This is a genomic window from Streptomyces sp. SolWspMP-5a-2, assembly GCF_900091845.1.
GTDB lineage: Bacteria > Actinomycetota > Actinomycetes > Streptomycetales > Streptomycetaceae > Streptomyces > Streptomyces doudnae.
The window spans coordinates 18863-37014 of the sequence record NZ_FMCI01000030.1 but is presented as its reverse complement, the minus strand read 5'-3'; the positions used below and the strand labels follow the sequence as shown (position 1 = coordinate 37014).

Genomic DNA, 18152 nt, shown 5'->3' with positions numbered 1-18152 from the left:
GGCGGCGCGGACGGCACGGGCGGCGCGGACGAGGGCTGGGCGGGCGGTGCGGCAGGCGCCCCGGCGGACGGCGCGGGAGCGCTGATCGTCGTCGCGGTGCCGCGTGCCACGGCGGTGGACCTCGCGGGAGCGGGGGCGGGCGCGCGGCTGGCGGTGACCTTGTGCTGAACACCGTCGTACGGAGGACGCACAAGTCCGAGTCAAGTCGCTCGTTCGAGGTACTCAATTGGACAGAATGGCGGAGCCCTGACGTAGGTTGCGGAGCTGTTTGTTCTACGACCTGTGCATGTGAGGAGAGGCTCCGAGGTGAGCGAGAAGAAGGAACCCACCGTCTTGCAGGGGTTCAAGGCGTTCCTGATGCGCGGGAACGTCGTGGACCTGGCAGTGGCCGTGGTCATCGGCGCCGCGTTCACCAACATCGTCAACGCCGTCGTCAAGGGGATCATCAACCCGGTGGTCGGGGCGATCGGCACCCAGAACCTCGACGACTACAGCTCCTGCCTGACGTCCACGTGCAAGGGCGACGAGGGGATCAAGATCCTCTGGGGCTCGGTCCTGGGCGCCACGCTGAGCTTCGTGATCACCGCGGCGGTCGTGTACTTCCTGATGGTGCTGCCGATGTCGAAGTACCTGGCGCGGCAGGCGGCCCGCAAGAAGGCCCAGGAGAACACCCAGGAGGTCATGGAGGTGACCGAGCTGGAGCTGCTCACCCAGATCCGCGACGAGCTGATCGCCCAGCGCGCCTCGGGCACGGGGAACGGCGCGAGCCCGGCCCCCGGCGACCGGTAGCAGCGGCACCCGCACGCGACGGTGACCACCGGTCCGCACGCCGGTGGTCCCGCACGCGACCGGGGCGGGTCGGGGACCGCTGGCGCGGCCTCCCGTCGACGCGGCCCGCTCAGACGGCCCGGAACGGCTTCCCGTCGGCACGGCCCTTCCAGGCGGCCCGGGACGGCTTCCCGTCGGCACGGCGGGATCAAATATGGTGCGGCGGCCCGGCGCGGTCCGTTCACCCTTGGCGGGACGGCCCGGCGCGGCCCGTTCAGATGTGGTGGGGCGGCTTCTCGTCGAGGAAGCGCTTCAGGTCGGCCGCGCTGTCACGGTCGGCGGCGGGCCGCTCGCCCCACCCGCGGTCCGTGTCGTCCGACGACTGCTGGTCCAGCGGGTCGTCGAAGATCAACGCGGCTCTCGGCTCGCGCGGCTCGGGGGCGGGGTCGGGAACGGCGCTCATGCGCCCAGGGTACGCGCGCCGCATCCGTGCCCGTTATCTGCTGTGCTGGGGTCATGACACCCCGTTCCACTCCCCACCCCACCTCCCCGGGCGCACCGGCGGGCAGGAGCCCGCTGCGCGGCCTCACCTCACGCGGCCGCGAGGAGGCGCACCGGGTCGCGTCCCCGCTGGAACTCTTCTTCGACCTGTGTTTCGTGGTGGCCATCGCGCAGGCGGGCGTGCAACTGGTGCACGCGGTCGCCGAGGGCCACACCGGCGAGGGCATCCTCAACTACGCCATGATCTTCTTCGCCATCTGGTGGGCGTGGATGAACTTCACGTGGTTCGCGTCGGCGTACGACAACGACGACACGCTCTACCGGGTCGTCACCCTGGTGCAGATCGCCGGTGTGCTCGTGCTGGCCGCCGGAGTGTCCCAGGCGTTCCAGGCCCACGACTTCCTGGTCGTCTGGCTCGGCTACGCGATCATGCGTCTGGCCATGGTGGCGCAGTGGCTGCGGGCCGCGCTCTCGACGCGGGACGCGGAGCGGAGGGTGGCGCTGCGGTACGCCGGTGGCGTGCTGCTCTGCCAGGTCGGCTGGCTCGGCCTGCTGGTGCTGCCGGAGGACGCGCGGGCCTGGGTGTTCCTGGTGATGGCGGTGCTGGAGATGTGCGTGCCGCCGTTCGCGGAGCGGGACCGTCAGACGTCCTGGCACCCGCACCACATCTCCGAGCGGTACGGCCTGTTCACGATCATCGTGCTCGGCGAGAGCGTCGCCGCGGCGACGGTGGCCGTGCGGTCCGGGATCGACGAGCACGACGCCCTGGGCGAGTTGCTGCCGATCGCGGTGGGTGGGCTGCTGATCGTCTTCGCCGCCTGGTGGATCTACTTCGTGGTGCCCATCCACGGCCATCTGCGCTCCAACCGGCAGGCCTTCCTGTGGGGATACGGCCACTACCTGATCTTCGCGTCGGCGGCGGCGATCGGCGCGGGCCTGGAGGTCGCGGTGGAGCAGGCCGTCGGCAAGACGGACCTGTCGGCGCTGGCCGCGTCCGCCGCCGTGACCCTCCCGACGGCGCTGTACCTGCTCACGGTGTGGGCGCTGCACTCCCGCTTCTACAAGGTGGGCATCGCGCAGCAACTGGTCCTGCCGACCGCGGCGTTGCTGGTGATCGCCTGCACCTTCCTGAACGACCGGGCCGTCCCGGCGGCGGGCGCCGTCTGCGCGCTGGCGGTGGCGGCCGGCACGACACTGACGGCCCGCGCGGCCCGGACGGCCGGCGCGACCGCCCCGCCCGCCGGACAGGGGTGAGGAACGGCAGACGCGGGCGGGGCCGGGGGCGGCTCGGGGACCGGGGGCGTGCTCCCGGGGGTGAGTTCGGGCGCGCGAGACTGGAGGTATGACAGTTGACGCGCTGACGGACGTCATCGGGGTGCGGGTGGGCCACGCGACCCTCACCGGTGACGGCAGGCTCACCGGGACCACGGTCGTCCTCGCACCGGAGGGCGGGGCGGTCGCCGCCGTGGACGTGCGGGGCGGCGGACCTGGCACCAAGGAGACCGACGCCCTCGACCCGCGCAACCTCGTCGAGCGGGTCGACGCGATCGTCCTGACCGGAGGCAGCGCCTACGGACTCGACGCGGCGTCCGGGGTGATGGCGTGGCTGGAGGAGCGAGGACGCGGGGTGCGGGTCGGCCCCGACCCGGCGCACGTCGTGCCGGTGGTGCCCGCGGCGTGCGTGTTCGATCTGGGCCGGGGCGGCGACTTCTCCGCCCGCCCCGACGCGGGCACCGGCCGGGCGGCGGTCGAGGCGGCGGCGGCGAGCGTGCCGGGCGCGGCGGTGCCGGAAGGGTGCGTGGGCGCGGGCACCGGGGCGGCGGTGGGGCGGCTGAAGGGAGGGGTGGGCACGGCGAGCACGGTGCTCGACTCGGGGATCACGGTGGCGGCGCTCGTGGTGGCCAACGCGGCCGGGTCGGTCGTCGATCCCGAGACGGGCGTCCTGTACGGGGAGTTGTTCCAGGGGCGGGTCCGCTACCCGGAGACCGGGGTGCACGAAGCGGCGGGCCGCCGCCTCGCGGAGATCGCGGCGGCGGACGGGCGCCCACCGCTGAACACGACGCTCGCGGTGGTCGCCACCGACGCCGACCTGTCGAAGGCGCAGGCGCAGAAGCTGGCGGGCACGGCGCACGACGGCATCGCACGCGCGGTGCGCCCGGTGCACCTGCTGCACGACGGCGACACGATATTCGCCCTCGCCACCGGCAGGCAGCCCCTGGGCACCGACTCCCCGCTCGCCCTGAACGAGATCCTCGCGGCAGGGGCGGACACGGTGACCCGCGCCATAGTCCGGGCGATACACGCGGCGCACTCGGTAACGGCCCCGTCGGGCACATGGCCGTCCTACGGGGAGCTTTACGGGGAGGGGTGAGGGGCGGGGGCTGGGGTGGAGGGAGGGAGCGGGGGGGAGGGGCGGGGGGGGAGAGAGGGTGCCCCTATGTCTTCGGTCAAAGGAAACGGGGGCGCATTGGGCCGGCGGTCCGGGCAGCATGGCGAGGTGACCGACCTGCTGTGGGATGACGTGAAGCACTTCTTCGACCTGGACTTGATGGGGTCGCTGCCGGACGTGCGTGTCCCGAATGCCTCGATGGAGGACTGGCAAGCGGTTCTCGATCTTGTCGCGGAGAAGGGCTGGAAGTACCAGTACTCCGAGGGGGAGACGGTGCTTCCAGTGCCTCGGGCGGAGGCCGTGCTGTCCCGCCCGGCGGATGCCGAGTGCCCGGACCTGCGGGTCTGGCCGACCGCCGATGTGTTGGCGATCTTCCGTTTCCACGCCGACGACGAAGTCGACTTCGACGTTGACCTGCGGGAGTTGCAGGGCCAGGACCGACTTGATGTGCTCTGCGGCTTCCTTCGGGAGATCGGGCGGCGGTTGGGCAAACCGGTGCTGATGGACCCGGAAGGCGACTACGGTCATCCAGTGCTCGGCTTCGACGTCGAGGCTGATCGAGTCGTTCTCCTCGCAGACCCTCAGGTCACGTGACTGAGGCCGACGGCTGCGGCTCGTAGAAGCTTCCGTCGCGGAGCATCGCGAACAGCACGTCGGCCCGGCGCCTGGCGAGGCAGAGCAGGGCCTGGGTGTGGTGCTTGCCCTGGGCGATCTTCTTGTCGTAGTAGGCCCGGGACGCGGGGTCGCCCAGGGCGGCGAACGCGGAGAGGAAGAAAGCCCGTTTGAGCTGCTTGTTTCCCCGTCTGGAGGGCTGTTCGCCGCTGATCGATGGGCCCGATCTCCGGGTCGCCGGGGCGAGTCCGGCGTAGGCGGCGAGGTGGCCAGCGGTCGGGAAGGTGCTGCCATCTCCGACCTCGATCAGAATCCTGGCTCCGGTCCTGACGCCGACTCCCGGCATGGACGTCAGGACCTTCGAAAGAGGGTGAGTCTCCAGCAGTTCCTCGATCCGCCCGGCCATAAGCTTCCGCTGGTCAAGCACGGCTGTGAGCGAGGTGGCAAGGCTCGGGACGATCAGTGCGGCCGCGTCTGTGCCCAGGGCCGTAACGGTCTGCTCCTCCAGGGCGGCGAAGATCTCCTCGACCAGACGCTCAGCCATCCTCGGTGCCTTCGGCCGCAGCAGGGTGACCAGGCGGCGCCTGCCGGCCTTGCGTGTCCGGGCCGGGGAGCCGAACCGCTCCAGGAAGGTGAGGACGGCCGGGTGCTGCAACCGTGGCCCCAGCACCCGCTCCGGTGACGGGTGGATCTGGGTGAGCAGGCCGTGCAGCCGGTTGGCGACGCGGGTGGCCTCGCCGGCCAGGTCGTCGTCGGATCCGACGATCATCTCCAACTCGGCGATCGTCTCGTCCTCGCCCTCAATCGCCCGCAGCGTGTGCGGCATCGCGCGGGCCGCGTCCGCGATGATGAACGCCTCTCTCGCATCGGTCCTGGTCTCGCCCGGGTAGAGGTCGGCGATCCGCCGCATCGTCAGCCCCGGCACCCCCAACCCCCGCCCCCTGCCCTCCCTCACCTCACCCCCCGCCCCACCGCACCCCTCACCCCACCCCGCCCCCGCCCTCCCGTTGTTCGATTGTCCCGGTTCTGTCACGTGCGGGCTTTTTCCGTGGGGGGAGGCAACCTCGCGGCGTTGTTCGGCCCTCTTTCCCCACGCACTGGAGCGGATCACCCACATCACTCGAACTTGGAGCAGCCCGTGACATCGCCGGACATAGCAGCGCGGCGCGCACTGGGGGCCTGTGCCGCCCTGATGGTCGGCGCCCTCACCCTGACCGCCTGCGGTGGCAGCGCCAACGCGAACTCCGGGAAGGGCGACGGCAAGGGCGGCGGATCGTCCAAGTCGTCGTCGGCGACGATCGCCATCTCGGCCAAGGACGGGTCGACGAGCGCGTCGATCAACTCGACCGGCGTGAAGGTCAGCGGGGGCAAGCTGACGGACGTGAGGATGACGGTCGCCGGGAGCGGGCAGGCCGTGGCCGGGGAAATGTCCGCGAACGGCGCGAGCTGGAAGCCCGAGGAGCAGTTGGAGCGCGGGACGAAGTACCAGATCTCGGCGACGGCGAAGGACGCGGAGGGCCGGACGGCGGCGGCGAACTCCATCTTCACGACGGTCACCACGGCGAACAGTTTCATCGGGACGTACACGCCGGACGCGGGGACGACGGTCGGGGTGGGGATGCCGGTGTCGTTCACCTTCGACAAGGCGATATCCGACCGCAAGGACGTGCAGTCGCACATCACGGTCACGTCCAGCGGCGGCCAGAAGGTGGTCGGGCACTGGTTCGGGGCGCAGCGGCTCGACTTCCGGCCCGAGGAGTACTGGAAGGCCGGTTCGAAGGTCACGATGAAGATCGACCTGGACGGCGTCGAGGGCGCGGACGGCGTCTACGGGGTGCAGAAGAAGACGGTCACGTTCACCGTCGGGCGGGCGCAGGTCTCCACGGTCGACGTGAACACGCAGACCATGACGGTCGTCCGGGACGGTTCGACGCTGAAGTCGATCCCGATCTCGTCGGGCAGCCCGCAACACACCACGTACAACGGGCAGATGGTGATCTCCGAGAAGTTCCGGCAGACGCGGATGAACAGCCAGACGGTCGGCCTCGGCGGTGAGTACGACATACCGGACGTGCCGGATGCGATGCGGTTGACGACCTCGGGGACGTTCATCCACGGCAACTACTGGTACAACAAGGGCAATCCGCCGTTCGGCCGGGAGGGCACGAGCCACGGCTGCGTCGGGCTCGCCGACGCGCAGGGGGCGCAGGGTGACACGCCCGCGCACTGGTTCTTCGACAACTCCCTCGTCGGGGACGTGGTGATCGTCAAGAACTCCCCCGACAAGACGGTGTCGCCGGACAACGGCCTCAACGGGTGGAACATGGCGTGGAGCGAGTGGGTCGCGGGCAGCGCCGTCTGATCGTCGGCGGCGTGACAGCGCCGCGGCCGGACGAACCGGCACGGATCGGCGGGCGGAAACGACAGCGGGACGGCTCCCGCACGACCCCGCGGGCGGCGCGGTTTGAGGGGCGCTTGACCGTCACATGACCGTCCCGAGGGAGCTTTGAGCAGGGTTTTTTGACGGATCGCCGGACCGCGCGGGAACTTCCCGCGCGGTCCGGGCGTTTTCCGGGCGTACGTTTTCTCGGTTCCCGGACATGATGTCCGACCGAGGGGCTACGGTATGCACCCACAAGGTGACATGCAGCAACGCCGGGAGAAACCTTGAGCGTTCCGTACGAGACGGCAGCGCACGAACCACCCGAGTCGCCCGAGTCTCCGGAGGAGCACCTCGCGCGACTGCTCGGCCGTGCGCTGAACTCATTCGAACTGCCCGACGAGACGATACGGCGGCTGGACTGCGCGCTGGCGCACGACAGTTCGCTGCACTCCGCGCACCACAGCGCGGGTCGGCACCGTGAGACGTACCGGCACACCTGGCTGCTGGCCGACGGTGCCGCGCTGACCCTCTGGGAGCTGGTGCACGACACGGCGCCGGGTCACGAGGCGCAGCACGAGGTGTACGTCGACGAGGAGGAGTTGCGCACCGCGACCGCGCGGCTGCCGCTGCCGCCGGACGCCCCGGATTTCGAACTGCCGGTGACGGTGCATCTGTCGCCGATCCCCGAGCCCCGTCACACCTATGTGCCGGACGACTCGGCGGACCACGCGCGGCGGCTGCTGCGCCGGGCGGAGAACGGCGACCGGCCGGGCGCGGAGACGGCCGCGCTGCTGACGAAGGCGTTCGCGCACCAGATCACGCAGGCTTTCGGGCGCTCGTGCCGGGCGGGCCGCGCGGGCTTATGTTTCTCGCTCTACGAGCACGCGTTCCTGCTGGACGACGGCACGGAGATCTCCCTGTGGGAGGTCGAGCACACGGCGACGCCCGACGGGCGGCACATGTGCGAGGTGTACGTCACCGAGGAGGCGGCCCGGGACGCGATGGAACGCCGGGCCACGCAGGTCTTCTGACCCCGGAGGCGGACGTCCGACCCCGGGGAGCGGTCTTTCGGTACCGGGAAGCGGTCTTTCGGTACCGGGAAGCGGTCTTCCGGGGCCGGGAGCACCGCGGTCCGGCGCAGCACCCCGATCCGCAGAGCACCGCGGCCCAGGAAGCACCCCGGGCCGCGCAGCGCCGCAGTCCAGGAAGCACCGCGGCTCGGGAAACACCACGGTCCGGGACGGGGGTCCCGGACCGCGATGAGGTTCTACTGCTGCTGTCCTGCTGTCCCGTTCACGCCGTCACGCGGCGACCGGCTGCCTCGTCTCCGAGGGCGTGCCGCCCGTACCGTCCGTGCCGTCCGGAGTGCCGCCCGGTGCCTGCCTGCGGGTGCTCTTGAGGACGACGACCAGGGCGGCCGTCACGCACACGCCCGCCGCGACGGCGACCAGGTAGAGGAACGGGTTGCCGATCAGCGGCACCACGAAGATGCCGCCGTGCGGGGCGCGCAGGGTGGCGCCGAAGGCCATCGACAGGGCGCCGGTGATGGCGCCTCCGACCATCGACGACGGGATCACGCGCAGCGGGTCGGCCGCCGCGAAGGGGATGGCGCCCTCCGAGATGAAGGAGGCGCCCAGCACCCAGGCGGCCTTGCCGTTCTCGCGCTCGGTGGCGTTGAACAGCTTGCCCCGGACGGTCGTGGCCAGCGCCATCGCGAGCGGCGGGACCATGCCGGCCGCCATGACCGCGGCCATGATCTTCATCGCGGAGTCGCTCGGGTCGGAGACGGCGATTCCGGCGGTGGCGAAGGTGTACGCGACCTTGTTGACGGGCCCGCCGAGGTCGAAGCACATCATCAGGCCGAGGAGCGCGCCGAGCAGGATGGCGTTGGAGCCGGTGAGGCCGTTGAGCCAGTCGGTCATCGCCTTCTGGGCGGAGGCGATGGGCTTGCCGATGACGACGAACATCAGGAATCCGACGATCGCCGAGGAGATCAGCGGGATCACCACCACCGGCATGATGCCGCGCAGTGCCGCCGGGATGGTGACCTTCTGGATGGCCATCACGACGCCACCGGCGATCAGACCGGCCGCGAGGCCGCCGAGGAAGCCCGCGTTGATGGTGAGGGAGATGGAGCCGCCGACGAAGCCGGGGACGAGTCCGGGCCGGTCCGCCATGCCGTAGGCGATGTATCCGGCCAGCACCGGCACCAGGAAGGCGAAGGCGACACCGCCGATCTGGAAGAGCAGCGCGGCCCAGCTGTCGGCCTGCGTCCACAGGAAGTGGTCCATGACCGACGGCGCCTTGTTGATCTTGTAGCCGCCGATCGCGAAGCCGAGGGCGATCAGCAGACCGCCGGCGGCGACGAAGGGGACCATGTAACTCACGCCGGACATCAGCCACTTGCGCAGCTTGGTGCCGTAGCCCTCGGTGGCGTCGCCGGAGCGCTCCACCGGGGCGGTGGCGGTGCCGGACGTCGTCTCACCGCGTGCGGCCTTCTCGCGGACCTCGGCGATGAGGGCGCCGGGGCGGTTGATCCCGGCCTTCACGCCGACGTCGACGGTGGGCTTCCCTGCGAACCGGTCCTTCTCGCGCACCGGCACGTCGTGGGCGAAGATCACGCCGTCGGCGGCCGCGATGACGGCCGGGTCGAGCCGGGTGAACCCGGCCGAGCCCTGGGGCTCGACGACGACCTCGACGCCCGCGTCCCGTCCGGCGTTCTCCAGGGACTCGGCCGCCATGTAGGTGTGGGCGATGCCGGTGGGGCAGGAGGTGACGGCGACGATCCGGAAGGGGCGCTCCGGGGAGCCCCCCGCGTCGGCGGAGGAGGCCGTTGCCGACGCGGTGGAAGGCGTTGCCGACGCGGTGGAAGGCGCCGTCGTACTGCCCGCTGCGGCGCCGACGGAGGCCGCCCCCGGCGACGCAGCGGTGTTCTCGGAGGCACCGTCGGCGCTCCCGGCGCCCTCGGCGGCCCCGGATGCTCCCGCACTTCCCGCGGCGCCGGTGTCCGTGCCGTCCGCGTCGCCGCGGATCAGGGCGGCCGCCGTCCGCGCGTCCGGTGCCGCCCGCAGGGCGTCCGTGAACGTGGTGTTCATGAGCTGGCGGGCGAGCGAGGACAGGATGGTGAGGTGGGCGTCGTCGGCGCCCGCCGGGGCCGCGATCAGGAAGATCAGGTCGGCGGGGCCGTCCGGGGCGCCGAAGTCGATGCCCGCGGCGCTGCGGCCGAAGGCGAGGGTCGGCTCGGTGACGTGCGCGCTGCGGCAGTGCGGGATGCCGATGCCGCCGTCGAGGCCGGTGGGCATCTGGGCCTCGCGGGCGGCGACGTCGGCGAGGAATCCGTCGAGGTCGGTCACCCTCCCCTCGGCCACCATGCGTTCGGCGAGGGCGCGTGCCGCCGCTTCCTTGGTCTCGGCGGACAGGTCGAGATCGACCAGGTCCGCGGTGATCATCTCGCTCATCGCGGGCTCCTTCGCACGCGTATCGCCCGGGGGATGTGGTGGGCGGGGGCAGGGACGGGGACGGGGACGGGGACGGGGGGCAGGATCGGGCCGGTCGGGACCGGGGCGGTCGGGACCGGGGCGGTCGGGGGGCGGTGGTTCATGGCGCCGGTTCCGTCAGGGCGCGGTCGAGGGGGACGGCCGAGGTGACCGTCACCGCCGCCGGGTCCAGGTCGGCCGGGGTCGGCATGACGCTGCCCGGGAGCTGGACGGCGGCCGCGCCGTGGGCGACGGCGGAGGCGAGGGCGTCGGGCCCGCTGCCCCCGGCGATCAGGAAACCGGCGAGGGAGGAGTCACCGGCGCCGACGTTGCTGCGGACGGTGTCCACGCGGGCGCTGCCGAACCAGGCGCCCGCGTCGTCGACGAGGAGCTGGCCGTCGGCGCCCAGGCTGGCCAGGACGGCGCGGGCGCCCATCCCGCGCAGCTCCTCCGCGGCCTTGACGGCGTCACCGACGGTCGTGAGCGGACGTCCGACGGCCTCCGCCAGCTCCTCGGCGTTGGGCTTGACCACGTCGGGCCGCTCGCGCAGCGCTTCGAGGAGCGCGCGCCCGGAGGTGTCCAGGGCGATCCGCGCGCCGCCCGCGTGCGCCCGCGCGACGACGTCGGCGTACCAGGCCGGTGCGAGCCCCCGGGGGAGGCTGCCGCAGCAGGCGATCCAGTCGGCGTCGCGGGAGTGGGCGCGGACGGTCTCCAGGAGGAGTTCCTGTTCGGCGGGGCTCAGTTCGGGACCGGGCGCGTTGATCTTGGTGAGGACGCCGTCCGCCTCGGCCAGGGCGATGTTGGAGCGGGTCGCTCCGGTCACCGGCACGGGGGCGACCTCGATGCCCTGGGTGTCGAGCAGATCGGCGACGAGCGCGCCCGGCGCACCACCGAGGGGCAGGACGGCGACCGTGCGCCGTCCGGCCGCGTTGACGGCGCGGGAGACGTTGACGCCCTTGCCGCCGGGGTCCATGCGTTCGCCGGTGGCGCGGATGACCTCGCCGCGCTCCAGCGAGGGCAGCTCGTAGGTGCGGTCGAGGGACGGGTTGGGGGTGACGGTGAGGATCATGCGCGTACCACTTCCGTGCCCCCGCGCTCGATGACGGCGGCGTCGTCCGGGCTCAGCCCGCTGTCGGTGATGAGCAGGTCCACGTCGTCCAGGGCGCCGAAGCGGGCGAAGTGCTCCTGGCCGTGCTTGCCGGAGTCGGCGAGCAGCACCACGCGCCGGGCGGCGGCCATCGCGGCGGTCTTGACGGCGGCCTCGGCGAGGTCGGGGGTGGTGAGGCCGTGCTCGGCGGAGAAGCCGTTGGCGGCGACGAAGAGGACGTCGGCCCGGATCTCGCCGTAGGCGCGCAGTGCCCAGGCGTCGACGGCGGCCCGGGTGCGGTGCCGTACCCGGCCGCCGACCAGGTGGAGCTGGATGCCGGGGTGGTCGGCGAGGCGGGCGGCGATGGGGAGGCTGTGGGTGACGACGGTGAGGGAGGACTCCAGCGGGATGGCGGCGGCCAGCCGGGCCACCGTCGTCCCGGCGTCGAGGATGAGGGTGCCGTCGGTGGGGAGTTCGGCGACGGCGGCCCTGGCGACGCGGTCCTTCTCGTCGGCGGCGGTGCCCTCGCGCTCGGTGAGGTCGGGCTCGAAGCCGAGGCTGCCCGACGGGATGGCGCCGCCGTGCACCCGGCGCACCAGTCCGGCGCGGTCGAGGGCCTTGAGGTCGCGGCGGATGGTCTCCGCGGTGACCTGGAACTCCTCGGCCAGCGACACCACGTCCACCCGGCCGCCGTCGCGGGCGAGCCGCAGGATCTCCTGCTGCCGCTCCGGTGCGTACATGTCCACCTGCCTCCGACTGGATGTCCGACCGTTCCCGTTCGATGCCCGAACGTGTGGTTTCAGTCGGGAGGCTACGCAGAGATTTCCAAAAAGTAAACGGGTTCGGATGCCAGACGGACACAAACGGGCATCGGGAGCGGCAGCGGGGTGGGGGAAGGCGGCACGGAACGCGGAAGGCCGTGATCGCCACCGCCGAGGTCGTCGACACGGTGGCGATCACGGCCTTCGAGACCGAGAGAGGGCGGAGGACCGGGGCAAGCCCCCCGGAGGCCGGGTTCCCCGGAGACCCGGGGTGTCGGGAGATCCCGGACCCCCGGAGACCCGGAGTGTCAGGAGACCCGGGGTGTCAGACGGACACGCCGACCGTCCCCGCGGACTCCGCCGACTCCGCCGGCTCCGCCGGCTCCGCACCGGCGCCCGCGTCCCCCGCACCGCGCGCGCCCTCGACGTCACCTGCGCCGCCCGTGCCGTCCGCGTCACCCGGGCCGTCCTCCTCGCCGTCCGCCCCTTCGAGGTGCTGGGCCGGGCGCTTCGGGAGGGCGAACATCAGGACGAAGATGGCGGCCAGCACCACGGCGACCCAGCCCAGCGCGTTCTGGAAGGCGTCCACGAAGGCCGGTCCCACCTGGGCCGGGGTCAGCCGGTCGCCGATCTGGCCGAAGAAGACCACGGAGACCAGGCCGAGTCCGAGCGCGTTGCCCATCTGCTGCACGGTGTTGATGAGTCCCGAGGCGGACCCGGAGTGCTCGCGCGGGACGCCCGACAGGACGGCGTCCGTCAGCGGCGCGACGATCAGACCCATGCCGACGCCCATCACGACCAGCGGCAGCGCCATCTGCCAGGAGGCGATGGCGAGCCCGTAGTGACCGGCCTCCCAGAGGTAGAGCAGCACGCCGAGGCCCATCAGCAGCGCGCCCGCCTGGAGCACGCCCCGTCCGAAGCGCGGCACCAGCTTCTGCACGGACAGCGCGGCGGCCGTGGAGACGGCGAGCGAGAACGGCACGCCGGTCAGACCGGCGCGCAGCGCGCTCCAGCCGAGGCCGATCTGCATGTACAGCGTCCACACCAGGAAGAAGATGCCGAGCCCGATGCCGAAGACGGTCTGGACGGCGATGCCCGCCGCGAAGCTCTTGACCTTGAAGAGGGAGAGTTCGATCAGCGGGGAGCCGTCCCGGGCCGCCTTGCGCCGCTCGTAGGCCACCAGCACCGCGAAGACGCCGAGCGCGCCCGCCATGGACGCGAACCCCCAGAGCGGCCAGTCCAGTTCCTCGCCGCGGGTCAGCGGGTAGAGCAGCATCAGCAGCCCGAGGGTGACCAGCGCGACGCCGACCAGGTCGAGGCGGAGGGCGCGGGGCGCCTTCGACTCGGTGATGAAGCGGCTGCCGAGGAGGAGGCCGACGACGCCGACCGGCAGGTTGATCAGGAAGATCGGGCGCCATTCGAGGCCGAAGAGGTTCCACTCCGTCAGCAGCGCGCCGAGCAGCGGCCCGGAGACCGCGCCCAGGCCGACGATCGCGCCGAACAGCCCGAAGACCTTGCCGCGCTCATGGGCCGGGAAGGTGGCGTGCACGATCGACAGGACCTGCGGGACCATCATCGCCGCCATGCCGCCCTGGAGGATCCGCGAGGCGACCAGCATCTCCGGGTTCGCGGCGAACCCGCAGAGCGCGGAGGCGACGGTGAAGCCGCCGATGCCGAGCAGGAACAGCCGCTTGCGGCCGTGGATGTCGCCGAGGCGGCCACCGGTGATCAGTCCGGCGGCGAAGGCGAGCGCGTAGCCGGCGGTTATCCACTGGATCTGGCTGAAGGTGGCGCCGGTGTCGCGTTCGATCGACGGGATGGCGATGTTGACGATGGTGACGTCGACGAGGTCCATGAACGCGGCCGTCATCACGATCGCGAGGGCGAACCAGCGCCGCCGGTCTGTGCCACCGGCGGACGGTCCGGCGGACGGTCCGGCGGGCGGGGTGACCGGTGCGGCGACCGTCTCCGCAGAGGTCTCTGGTGAAGTCATGCCCCGAACCTAGGGCCCTCTTAGGTCAGATAGTGTCCTAGATCCGAGGCATCCTCGAGAGTATGACGACCGACACTCCGGCGCGGCTCCTGCACCTCCTCTCGCTGCTGCAGACGCCCCGCGAATGGCCGGGCGGCGAGCTGGCGGACCGGCTCGGCGTCTCCCGGCGCACCGTCCGCCGCGACATCGACCGGCTGCGCGAGCTGGGCTACCCCGTGCAGGCGTCCAAGGGGTCCGACGGCGGCTACCGGCTCGTCGCGGGCAAGGCGATGCCGCCGCTCGTCCTGGACGACGAGGAGGCGGTGGCCATCGCGGTCGGCCTGCGGGCGGGTGCCGGGCACGCGCTGGAGGGCGTCGACGAGGCGTCGGTGCGCGCCCTCGCCAAGCTGGAGCAGGTGCTGCCGTCCCGGCTGCGCCACCGCGTCTCCACCCTCCAGGCCGCGACGACGCCGCTGACCAGCGGGGACGGCGCGAGCATCTCCCCCGAGACGCTCACCGTCATGGCGTCGACGATCGCCGGGCACGAGCGGCTGCGGTTCGCCTACCGGGCCGGGGACGGCACCGCGACGCACCGGGTGACGGAGCCGTACCGGCTGGTGTCGACCGGGCGCCGCTGGTACCTCGTCGCGTACGACCTCGACCGCGACGACTGGCGCACCTTCCGCGTCGACCGGGTCAGCGACCCCTTCGCCACCGGCGCCCGCTTCACCCCCCGTGAGCTGCCGACGGGCAGCGCGGCGGAGTTCCTGCGGCGCTCGATGCGGGGCCGCCGCGCGTCCTACGCGTACGAGGTCACGTTCGAGGCGCCCGCGGACCGGCTCCCGGGGTGGCTCGGCACCCCCGAGCCGGTCGGCGCGGACCGCTGCCGGGTCCGCGCCACGACCGACGACGCCCCGCACTGGCTCGCGGTGAAGCTCGCCATGCTCGGACACGAGTTCACGATCCAGGAACCGGATCAACTGAGGCAGGCGGTAAGGGAGTTGGCAGGCCGCCTGACAAGAGCGACCCCGGACGCCTGACGACGACCGACGATGCCCGACGACGCCGGGGCGTGGGAGACGCCCGAGGCGAGGGAGGCGCCGGGGGTGAAGGAGGCGCCCGAGGACGAGGGAGGCGCCGGGGACAGCGGAGAAGGCAGGGAATCGGTCCCCTCCCTCAGTCCCCCGTCGCGCCGGTGTCCCCTCGCCCCCCGCCCCACCCGAACCCGCCGAGCGACTCCAGGTTGCGCAGGGCCGCCGCCGCCGGGCCGGACGCCCCGGAGGCGGGTGACTCGTCGGCCGCCCAGCTCTCCACCGCGACCCGCACGACCGCTCCGGCGACCGCGGCCGCGAACCGCAGCTCGCCGCCACCGGGCGCGCCGACGCCGGCACTGTCGCCGACGCCGTCGCCGTCCTCCCCCGCGCTCCCCCAGCGCAGCGCCAGCACGCCGACCAGGCGTTCCTCCGCCTCCAGGCAGACCTCGGCCCAGACCCGGGCCAGCGCGGGGCTGGTGTCGGTCAGCCGGATCAGGGTGCGCACGAGCTGCCAGGAGGCCACCGAGACGCCCTCGCCCGGGGTGAAGGTGTAGCGCACGGCGTGCGCGAGCGCCTGCGGGACGGTCAGCTCCGCGGGGGCCGTGCGGACCGCCTCCGCCCACCGCTCGGCGCCCGCCGCGTAGAGCGGGGCGACGGCCTCCTCCTTGGTCGCGAAGTAGCGGTAGAAGGTGCGCGGCGCGATCCCGGCGGCCCGTGCGATGTCCTCGGCGCGGGTGGCGCGCAGCCCCTGGCGCACGAAGAGTCCGGCGGCGGCGCGGGCGATCTCCATCCGGGTGGCGGCTTTGCGTCGTTCGGTCAGCGAGCCCGGCGGCACCGGTACCGAGGGGGCCGCGGACGGCGGCCCGGACGGCTGGGCTGGGTGGGACGGGTGGGGATTCGGTGCCGGGGTGGGGCTGCTCACGTCGGCAGGCTATGCCCATGTGACACAATCTGCCATCCGGCGGGCCACCCCGGGGTTCAGGTCCGGGGTGCCCCGCCGTCCACGCTCCGGACACCGTCGTGACGCCGTCCCGCGGCCGTTCCCCGCACCCCTGACCTGGCGTGACGGTGCCCTGCGCGGGTCCGCGCACGAAGAGAGCCGGGCCCCGGGACCCGGGGGGAGGGTCGCCGGAGCCCGGCTCTGGGAAGGTCCCGGCGCCGGGGGGGATGTGCGTCGGGACGCGTGGTTCGGGAGGGCCCTCGCGATGTCGCCGGGCCCGGTGCGGTGGGGTGGGTGACCCCGGGTCAGTGCGGTCTGTCCGACCGGTGCTGCGCGATCCGATCTCCCGGGGCGGTGCACTCCCCCGGGACGGGTCCCGCGTCCGGGACGGTCCGAACGCTCGGGCCCTGCTGTCTTGTTTCCCGCGAGTCGAACACTTGAAGCGACGACTCAGAGCCATGTTTGCGCGGTCTTTCGCCACCCGGCGTACGCACCGGGCCCGCAGCGTGCCCCGCGGGGTGCTCCATCATGCTCTCTCCCCCTCCGTCCGTCGCCGCGGCCGTACGTTCCCGGCCACCGGCCGCCGGTGCGCCAGGGACTCCGGGGATGCCCGGGACCGCCGGTGCCTCAGCCCCGTCTGCCCGCCCGGCCGCACCACATGCCTGCCCCGCGTACCGGCCGCACCACATGCCCGCACCCGCGCGCCCGAGGCACCGCGTGCCCGGCTGGCCTCCGCGTGCCCGAGGCACCGCATGCCCGGCTGACCTCCGCGTGCCCGAGGCGCCGGATACCTGGCTCGCCCCCACTCGCTCGCCCCCACACGCCCGGGGCGCCGCGTCCCTGCCGTGCCGCACGCCTACGGCACGGCCGCACGCCTACGCCTACCGCGCCCTCGCGTGCCCGCGTGCCCGCGGCGCCGTGTCAGGCCGCGGCCTCGAAGCCCGTGTCGCGGGCCAGCTTCTTCAGTTCGAGCAGCGCGTGCTTCTCGATCTGCCGGATCCGCTCGCGGGTCAGCCCGTGCTCCTTGCCGACCTCGGTCAGCGTGCGCTCGCGGCCGTCGTCGATGCCGTACCGCATCTTGATGATGGACGCCGTGCGCGGGTCGAGGCGGCCGATGAGGTCGTCCAGCTCCTCGCTGCGCAGCAGGGTCAGCACGGACTGCTCAGGGGAGACCGCCGACGTGTCCTCCAGGAGGTCGCCGAACTGCGTCTCGCCCTGGTCGTCCACGGCCATGTTCAGCGAGACCGGGTCGCGCGCCCAGTCGAGGACGTCGACGACGCGCTCGGGGGTCGAGCCCAGCTCGGCCGCCACCTCGGTCGGCTCCGGGTCGCGCCCGTGCTCGCGGTTGAACTCGCGCTGCACACGGCGGATGCGGCCCAGCTCCTCCACCAGGTGGACGGGGAGGCGGATGGTGCGGGACTGGTCGGCTATCGAGCGGGTGATCGCCTGGCGGATCCACCAGGTCGCGTACGTGGAGAACTTGAAGCCCTTGCGGTAGTCGAACTTCTCCACCGCGCGGACCAGGCCCGCGTTGCCCTCCTGGACCAGGTCGAGCAGCGGCAGACCGCTGCGCGGGTAGCGGCGGGCGACCGCGACGACCAGACGGAGGTTGGAGCGGATGAAGATGTCCTTGGCCCGCTCGCCGTCGGCGATCAGGGCGTCCAGCTCCTCGCGGGTGACGGTGGCCCGTGACTCCTCGGACCCTTCGAGCACCTGTCGCGCGAACACACCCGCCTCGATCATCTGCGACAGCTCGACCTCCTTGGCGGCGTCGAGCAGCGGCGTGCGCGCGATCTCGTCGAGGTACATGCCGACCAGGTCACGGTCGGCGATCTCGCCGGCGCGGGCGCGGACACTGCTTGCCGCGTCGGCCGTCTCGCCGGTGGCGGACTGACGACGGGCGACGGCACGGGTTGCCATGCGAGCTCCCTTGCGATGGTGGGCTGGCGGGTGGTCCTTCAGACACCCGGGCACTCACCGTCGAGTACCCGTCGGCACCTTCTCGGGTGCCCAGCATCTGATGGAAACAACGACTGGAATCCGGACAGAATTCCCAACCCGTCCCCCGATTTTTCTGATCATGCAGTACCCTGTGCCGCCCCGGCGGTGCGCCTGATGCGGACGGAACCCGCAGAGGCGCAGGTCAGACCGGGAGTCGCGGGGGATCCCGACACGCTCACCGGCCTCTGAGACCACTCGGCGCGTGAGACGTCCCTCACGTTCGGCACC

At 72.5% G+C, this 18152-nt stretch carries 14 protein-coding genes and 1 pseudogene; 7 read left to right on the top strand and 8 right to left on the bottom strand.

All coding sequences use genetic code 11. The annotated features are described in order from the left end of the window. The first annotated feature begins 306 nt into the window (after window positions 1-306). Complete coding sequence (mscL, locus tag GA0115242_RS01945; RefSeq protein ID WP_093823809.1) at window positions 307-789, top strand: large conductance mechanosensitive channel protein MscL; 483 nt, start codon at window positions 307-309, stop codon at window positions 787-789. A 253-nt stretch (window positions 790-1042) separates the two neighbouring features. Here mscL and GA0115242_RS01940 read toward each other — a convergent pair whose 3' ends face one another. Continuing rightward, complete coding sequence (locus GA0115242_RS01940; RefSeq protein ID WP_093823807.1) at window positions 1043-1231, bottom strand: hypothetical protein; 189 nt, start codon at window positions 1229-1231, stop codon at window positions 1043-1045. Window positions 1232-1284: 53 nt separating this feature from the next. Between GA0115242_RS01940 and GA0115242_RS01935 the strand changes: the two genes are divergently transcribed. The 3 genes from GA0115242_RS01935 to GA0115242_RS01925 all read left to right on the top strand — a co-directional run bounded on the left by GA0115242_RS01935 (window position 1285) and on the right by GA0115242_RS01925 (window position 4252). Further along, a complete protein-coding gene (locus GA0115242_RS01935) occupies window positions 1285-2523 on the top strand; it encodes a low temperature requirement protein A (RefSeq protein ID WP_093823806.1) in 1239 nt (412 codons plus the stop codon). An 88-nt stretch (window positions 2524-2611) separates the two neighbouring features. Then, complete coding sequence (locus tag GA0115242_RS01930) at window positions 2612-3640, top strand: P1 family peptidase (protein ID WP_093823804.1); 1029 nt, start codon at window positions 2612-2614, stop codon at window positions 3638-3640. A gap of 126 nt (window positions 3641-3766) precedes the next feature. Further along, a complete protein-coding gene (locus GA0115242_RS01925) occupies window positions 3767-4252 on the top strand; it encodes a hypothetical protein (RefSeq protein ID WP_176729720.1) in 486 nt (161 codons plus the stop codon). On the opposite strand, the pseudogene GA0115242_RS01920 reads toward GA0115242_RS01925, so the two are convergent. Further along, window positions 4245-5195: pseudogene (locus tag GA0115242_RS01920) on the bottom strand (IS110 family transposase); the annotation flags it as partial. The gene GA0115242_RS01925 and the pseudogene GA0115242_RS01920 sit on opposite strands and share 8 nt — an antisense overlap. Window positions 5196-5408: 213 nt before the next feature. On the opposite strand from GA0115242_RS01920, the gene GA0115242_RS01915 reads away from it, so the two are divergent. Together GA0115242_RS01915 and GA0115242_RS01910 are read left to right on the top strand one after the other, a co-directional pair. Further along, window positions 5409-6632 (top strand): L,D-transpeptidase, encoded by a 1224-nt coding sequence (locus GA0115242_RS01915; protein ID WP_093823799.1) that lies wholly within the window; start codon window positions 5409-5411, stop codon window positions 6630-6632. Between the two features lie 305 nt (window positions 6633-6937). Then, window positions 6938-7684: a DUF6227 family protein gene (locus GA0115242_RS01910; protein WP_093823797.1), complete on the top strand. Its 747-nt coding sequence runs from the start codon at window positions 6938-6940 to the stop codon at window positions 7682-7684. Between the two features lie 270 nt (window positions 7685-7954). On the opposite strand, the gene GA0115242_RS01905 is transcribed toward GA0115242_RS01910, so the two are convergent. From GA0115242_RS01905 to GA0115242_RS01890, 4 genes are all read right to left on the bottom strand, one after another. Then, window positions 7955-10111: a PTS fructose transporter subunit IIABC gene (locus tag GA0115242_RS01905; RefSeq protein ID WP_093823795.1), complete on the bottom strand. Its 2157-nt coding sequence runs from the start codon at window positions 10109-10111 to the stop codon at window positions 7955-7957. Window positions 10112-10250: 139 nt separating this feature from the next. After that, window positions 10251-11198 carry a 1-phosphofructokinase gene (pfkB, locus tag GA0115242_RS01900; protein WP_093823793.1) on the bottom strand — a complete coding sequence of 316 codons (948 nt, stop codon included), beginning with the start codon at window positions 11196-11198 and terminating at the stop codon, window positions 10251-10253. Beyond that, window positions 11195-11956: a DeoR/GlpR family DNA-binding transcription regulator gene (locus GA0115242_RS01895; RefSeq protein WP_093823790.1), complete on the bottom strand. Its 762-nt coding sequence runs from the start codon at window positions 11954-11956 to the stop codon at window positions 11195-11197. The genes pfkB and GA0115242_RS01895 overlap by 4 nt, the downstream gene beginning before the upstream one ends. Before the next feature lie 346 nt (window positions 11957-12302). Beyond that, window positions 12303-13970, bottom strand: coding sequence for an MFS transporter (locus GA0115242_RS01890; protein WP_370672246.1), 1668 nt, complete (start codon window positions 13968-13970; stop codon window positions 12303-12305). 62 nt (window positions 13971-14032) lie between these two features. Here GA0115242_RS01890 and GA0115242_RS01885 point away from each other — a divergent pair, with 62 nt between their 5' ends. Beyond that, window positions 14033-14989, top strand: a complete 957-nt coding sequence (locus tag GA0115242_RS01885) for a helix-turn-helix transcriptional regulator (RefSeq protein WP_093823788.1) — start codon at window positions 14033-14035, stop codon at window positions 14987-14989. A 136-nt stretch (window positions 14990-15125) separates the two neighbouring features. Here the strand turns inward: GA0115242_RS01885 and GA0115242_RS01880 are convergent, their stop codons facing one another. After that, window positions 15126-15773 carry a TetR/AcrR family transcriptional regulator gene (locus GA0115242_RS01880; protein ID WP_093823786.1) on the bottom strand — a complete coding sequence of 216 codons (648 nt, stop codon included), beginning with the start codon at window positions 15771-15773 and terminating at the stop codon, window positions 15126-15128. Window positions 15774-16844: 1071 nt separating this feature from the next. Beyond that, entirely contained in the window at window positions 16845-17843 is a 999-nt protein-coding gene (locus GA0115242_RS01875; protein ID WP_093823784.1) for a sigma-70 family RNA polymerase sigma factor, read from the bottom strand. Between the last annotated feature and the right edge of the window lie 309 nt (window positions 17844-18152).

What these genes read in the sequence shown, in the direction of transcription:
- GA0115242_RS01890 (WP_370672246.1), bottom strand. Translation starts at nt 13,970, where the DNA reads ATGACTTCACCAGAGACCTCTGCGGAGACGGTCGCCGCACCGGTCACC.
- GA0115242_RS01940 (WP_093823807.1), bottom strand. Translation starts at nt 1,231, where the DNA reads ATGAGCGCCGTTCCCGACCCCGCCCCCGAGCCGCGCGAGCCGAGAGCC.
- GA0115242_RS01875 (WP_093823784.1), bottom strand. Translation starts at nt 17,843, where the DNA reads ATGGCAACCCGTGCCGTCGCCCGTCGTCAGTCCGCCACCGGCGAGACG.
- GA0115242_RS01895 (WP_093823790.1), bottom strand. Translation starts at nt 11,956, where the DNA reads ATGTACGCACCGGAGCGGCAGCAGGAGATCCTGCGGCTCGCCCGCGAC.
- GA0115242_RS01880 (WP_093823786.1), bottom strand. Translation starts at nt 15,773, where the DNA reads ATGGAGATCGCCCGCGCCGCCGCCGGACTCTTCGTGCGCCAGGGGCTG.
- GA0115242_RS01905 (WP_093823795.1), bottom strand. Translation starts at nt 10,111, where the DNA reads ATGAGCGAGATGATCACCGCGGACCTGGTCGATCTCGACCTGTCCGCC.
- pfkB (WP_093823793.1), bottom strand. Translation starts at nt 11,198, where the DNA reads ATGATCCTCACCGTCACCCCCAACCCGTCCCTCGACCGCACCTACGAG.
- GA0115242_RS01930 (WP_093823804.1), top strand. Translation starts at nt 2,612, where the DNA reads ATGACAGTTGACGCGCTGACGGACGTCATCGGGGTGCGGGTGGGCCAC.
- GA0115242_RS01885 (WP_093823788.1), top strand. Translation starts at nt 14,033, where the DNA reads ATGACGACCGACACTCCGGCGCGGCTCCTGCACCTCCTCTCGCTGCTG.
- GA0115242_RS01935 (WP_093823806.1), top strand. Translation starts at nt 1,285, where the DNA reads ATGACACCCCGTTCCACTCCCCACCCCACCTCCCCGGGCGCACCGGCG.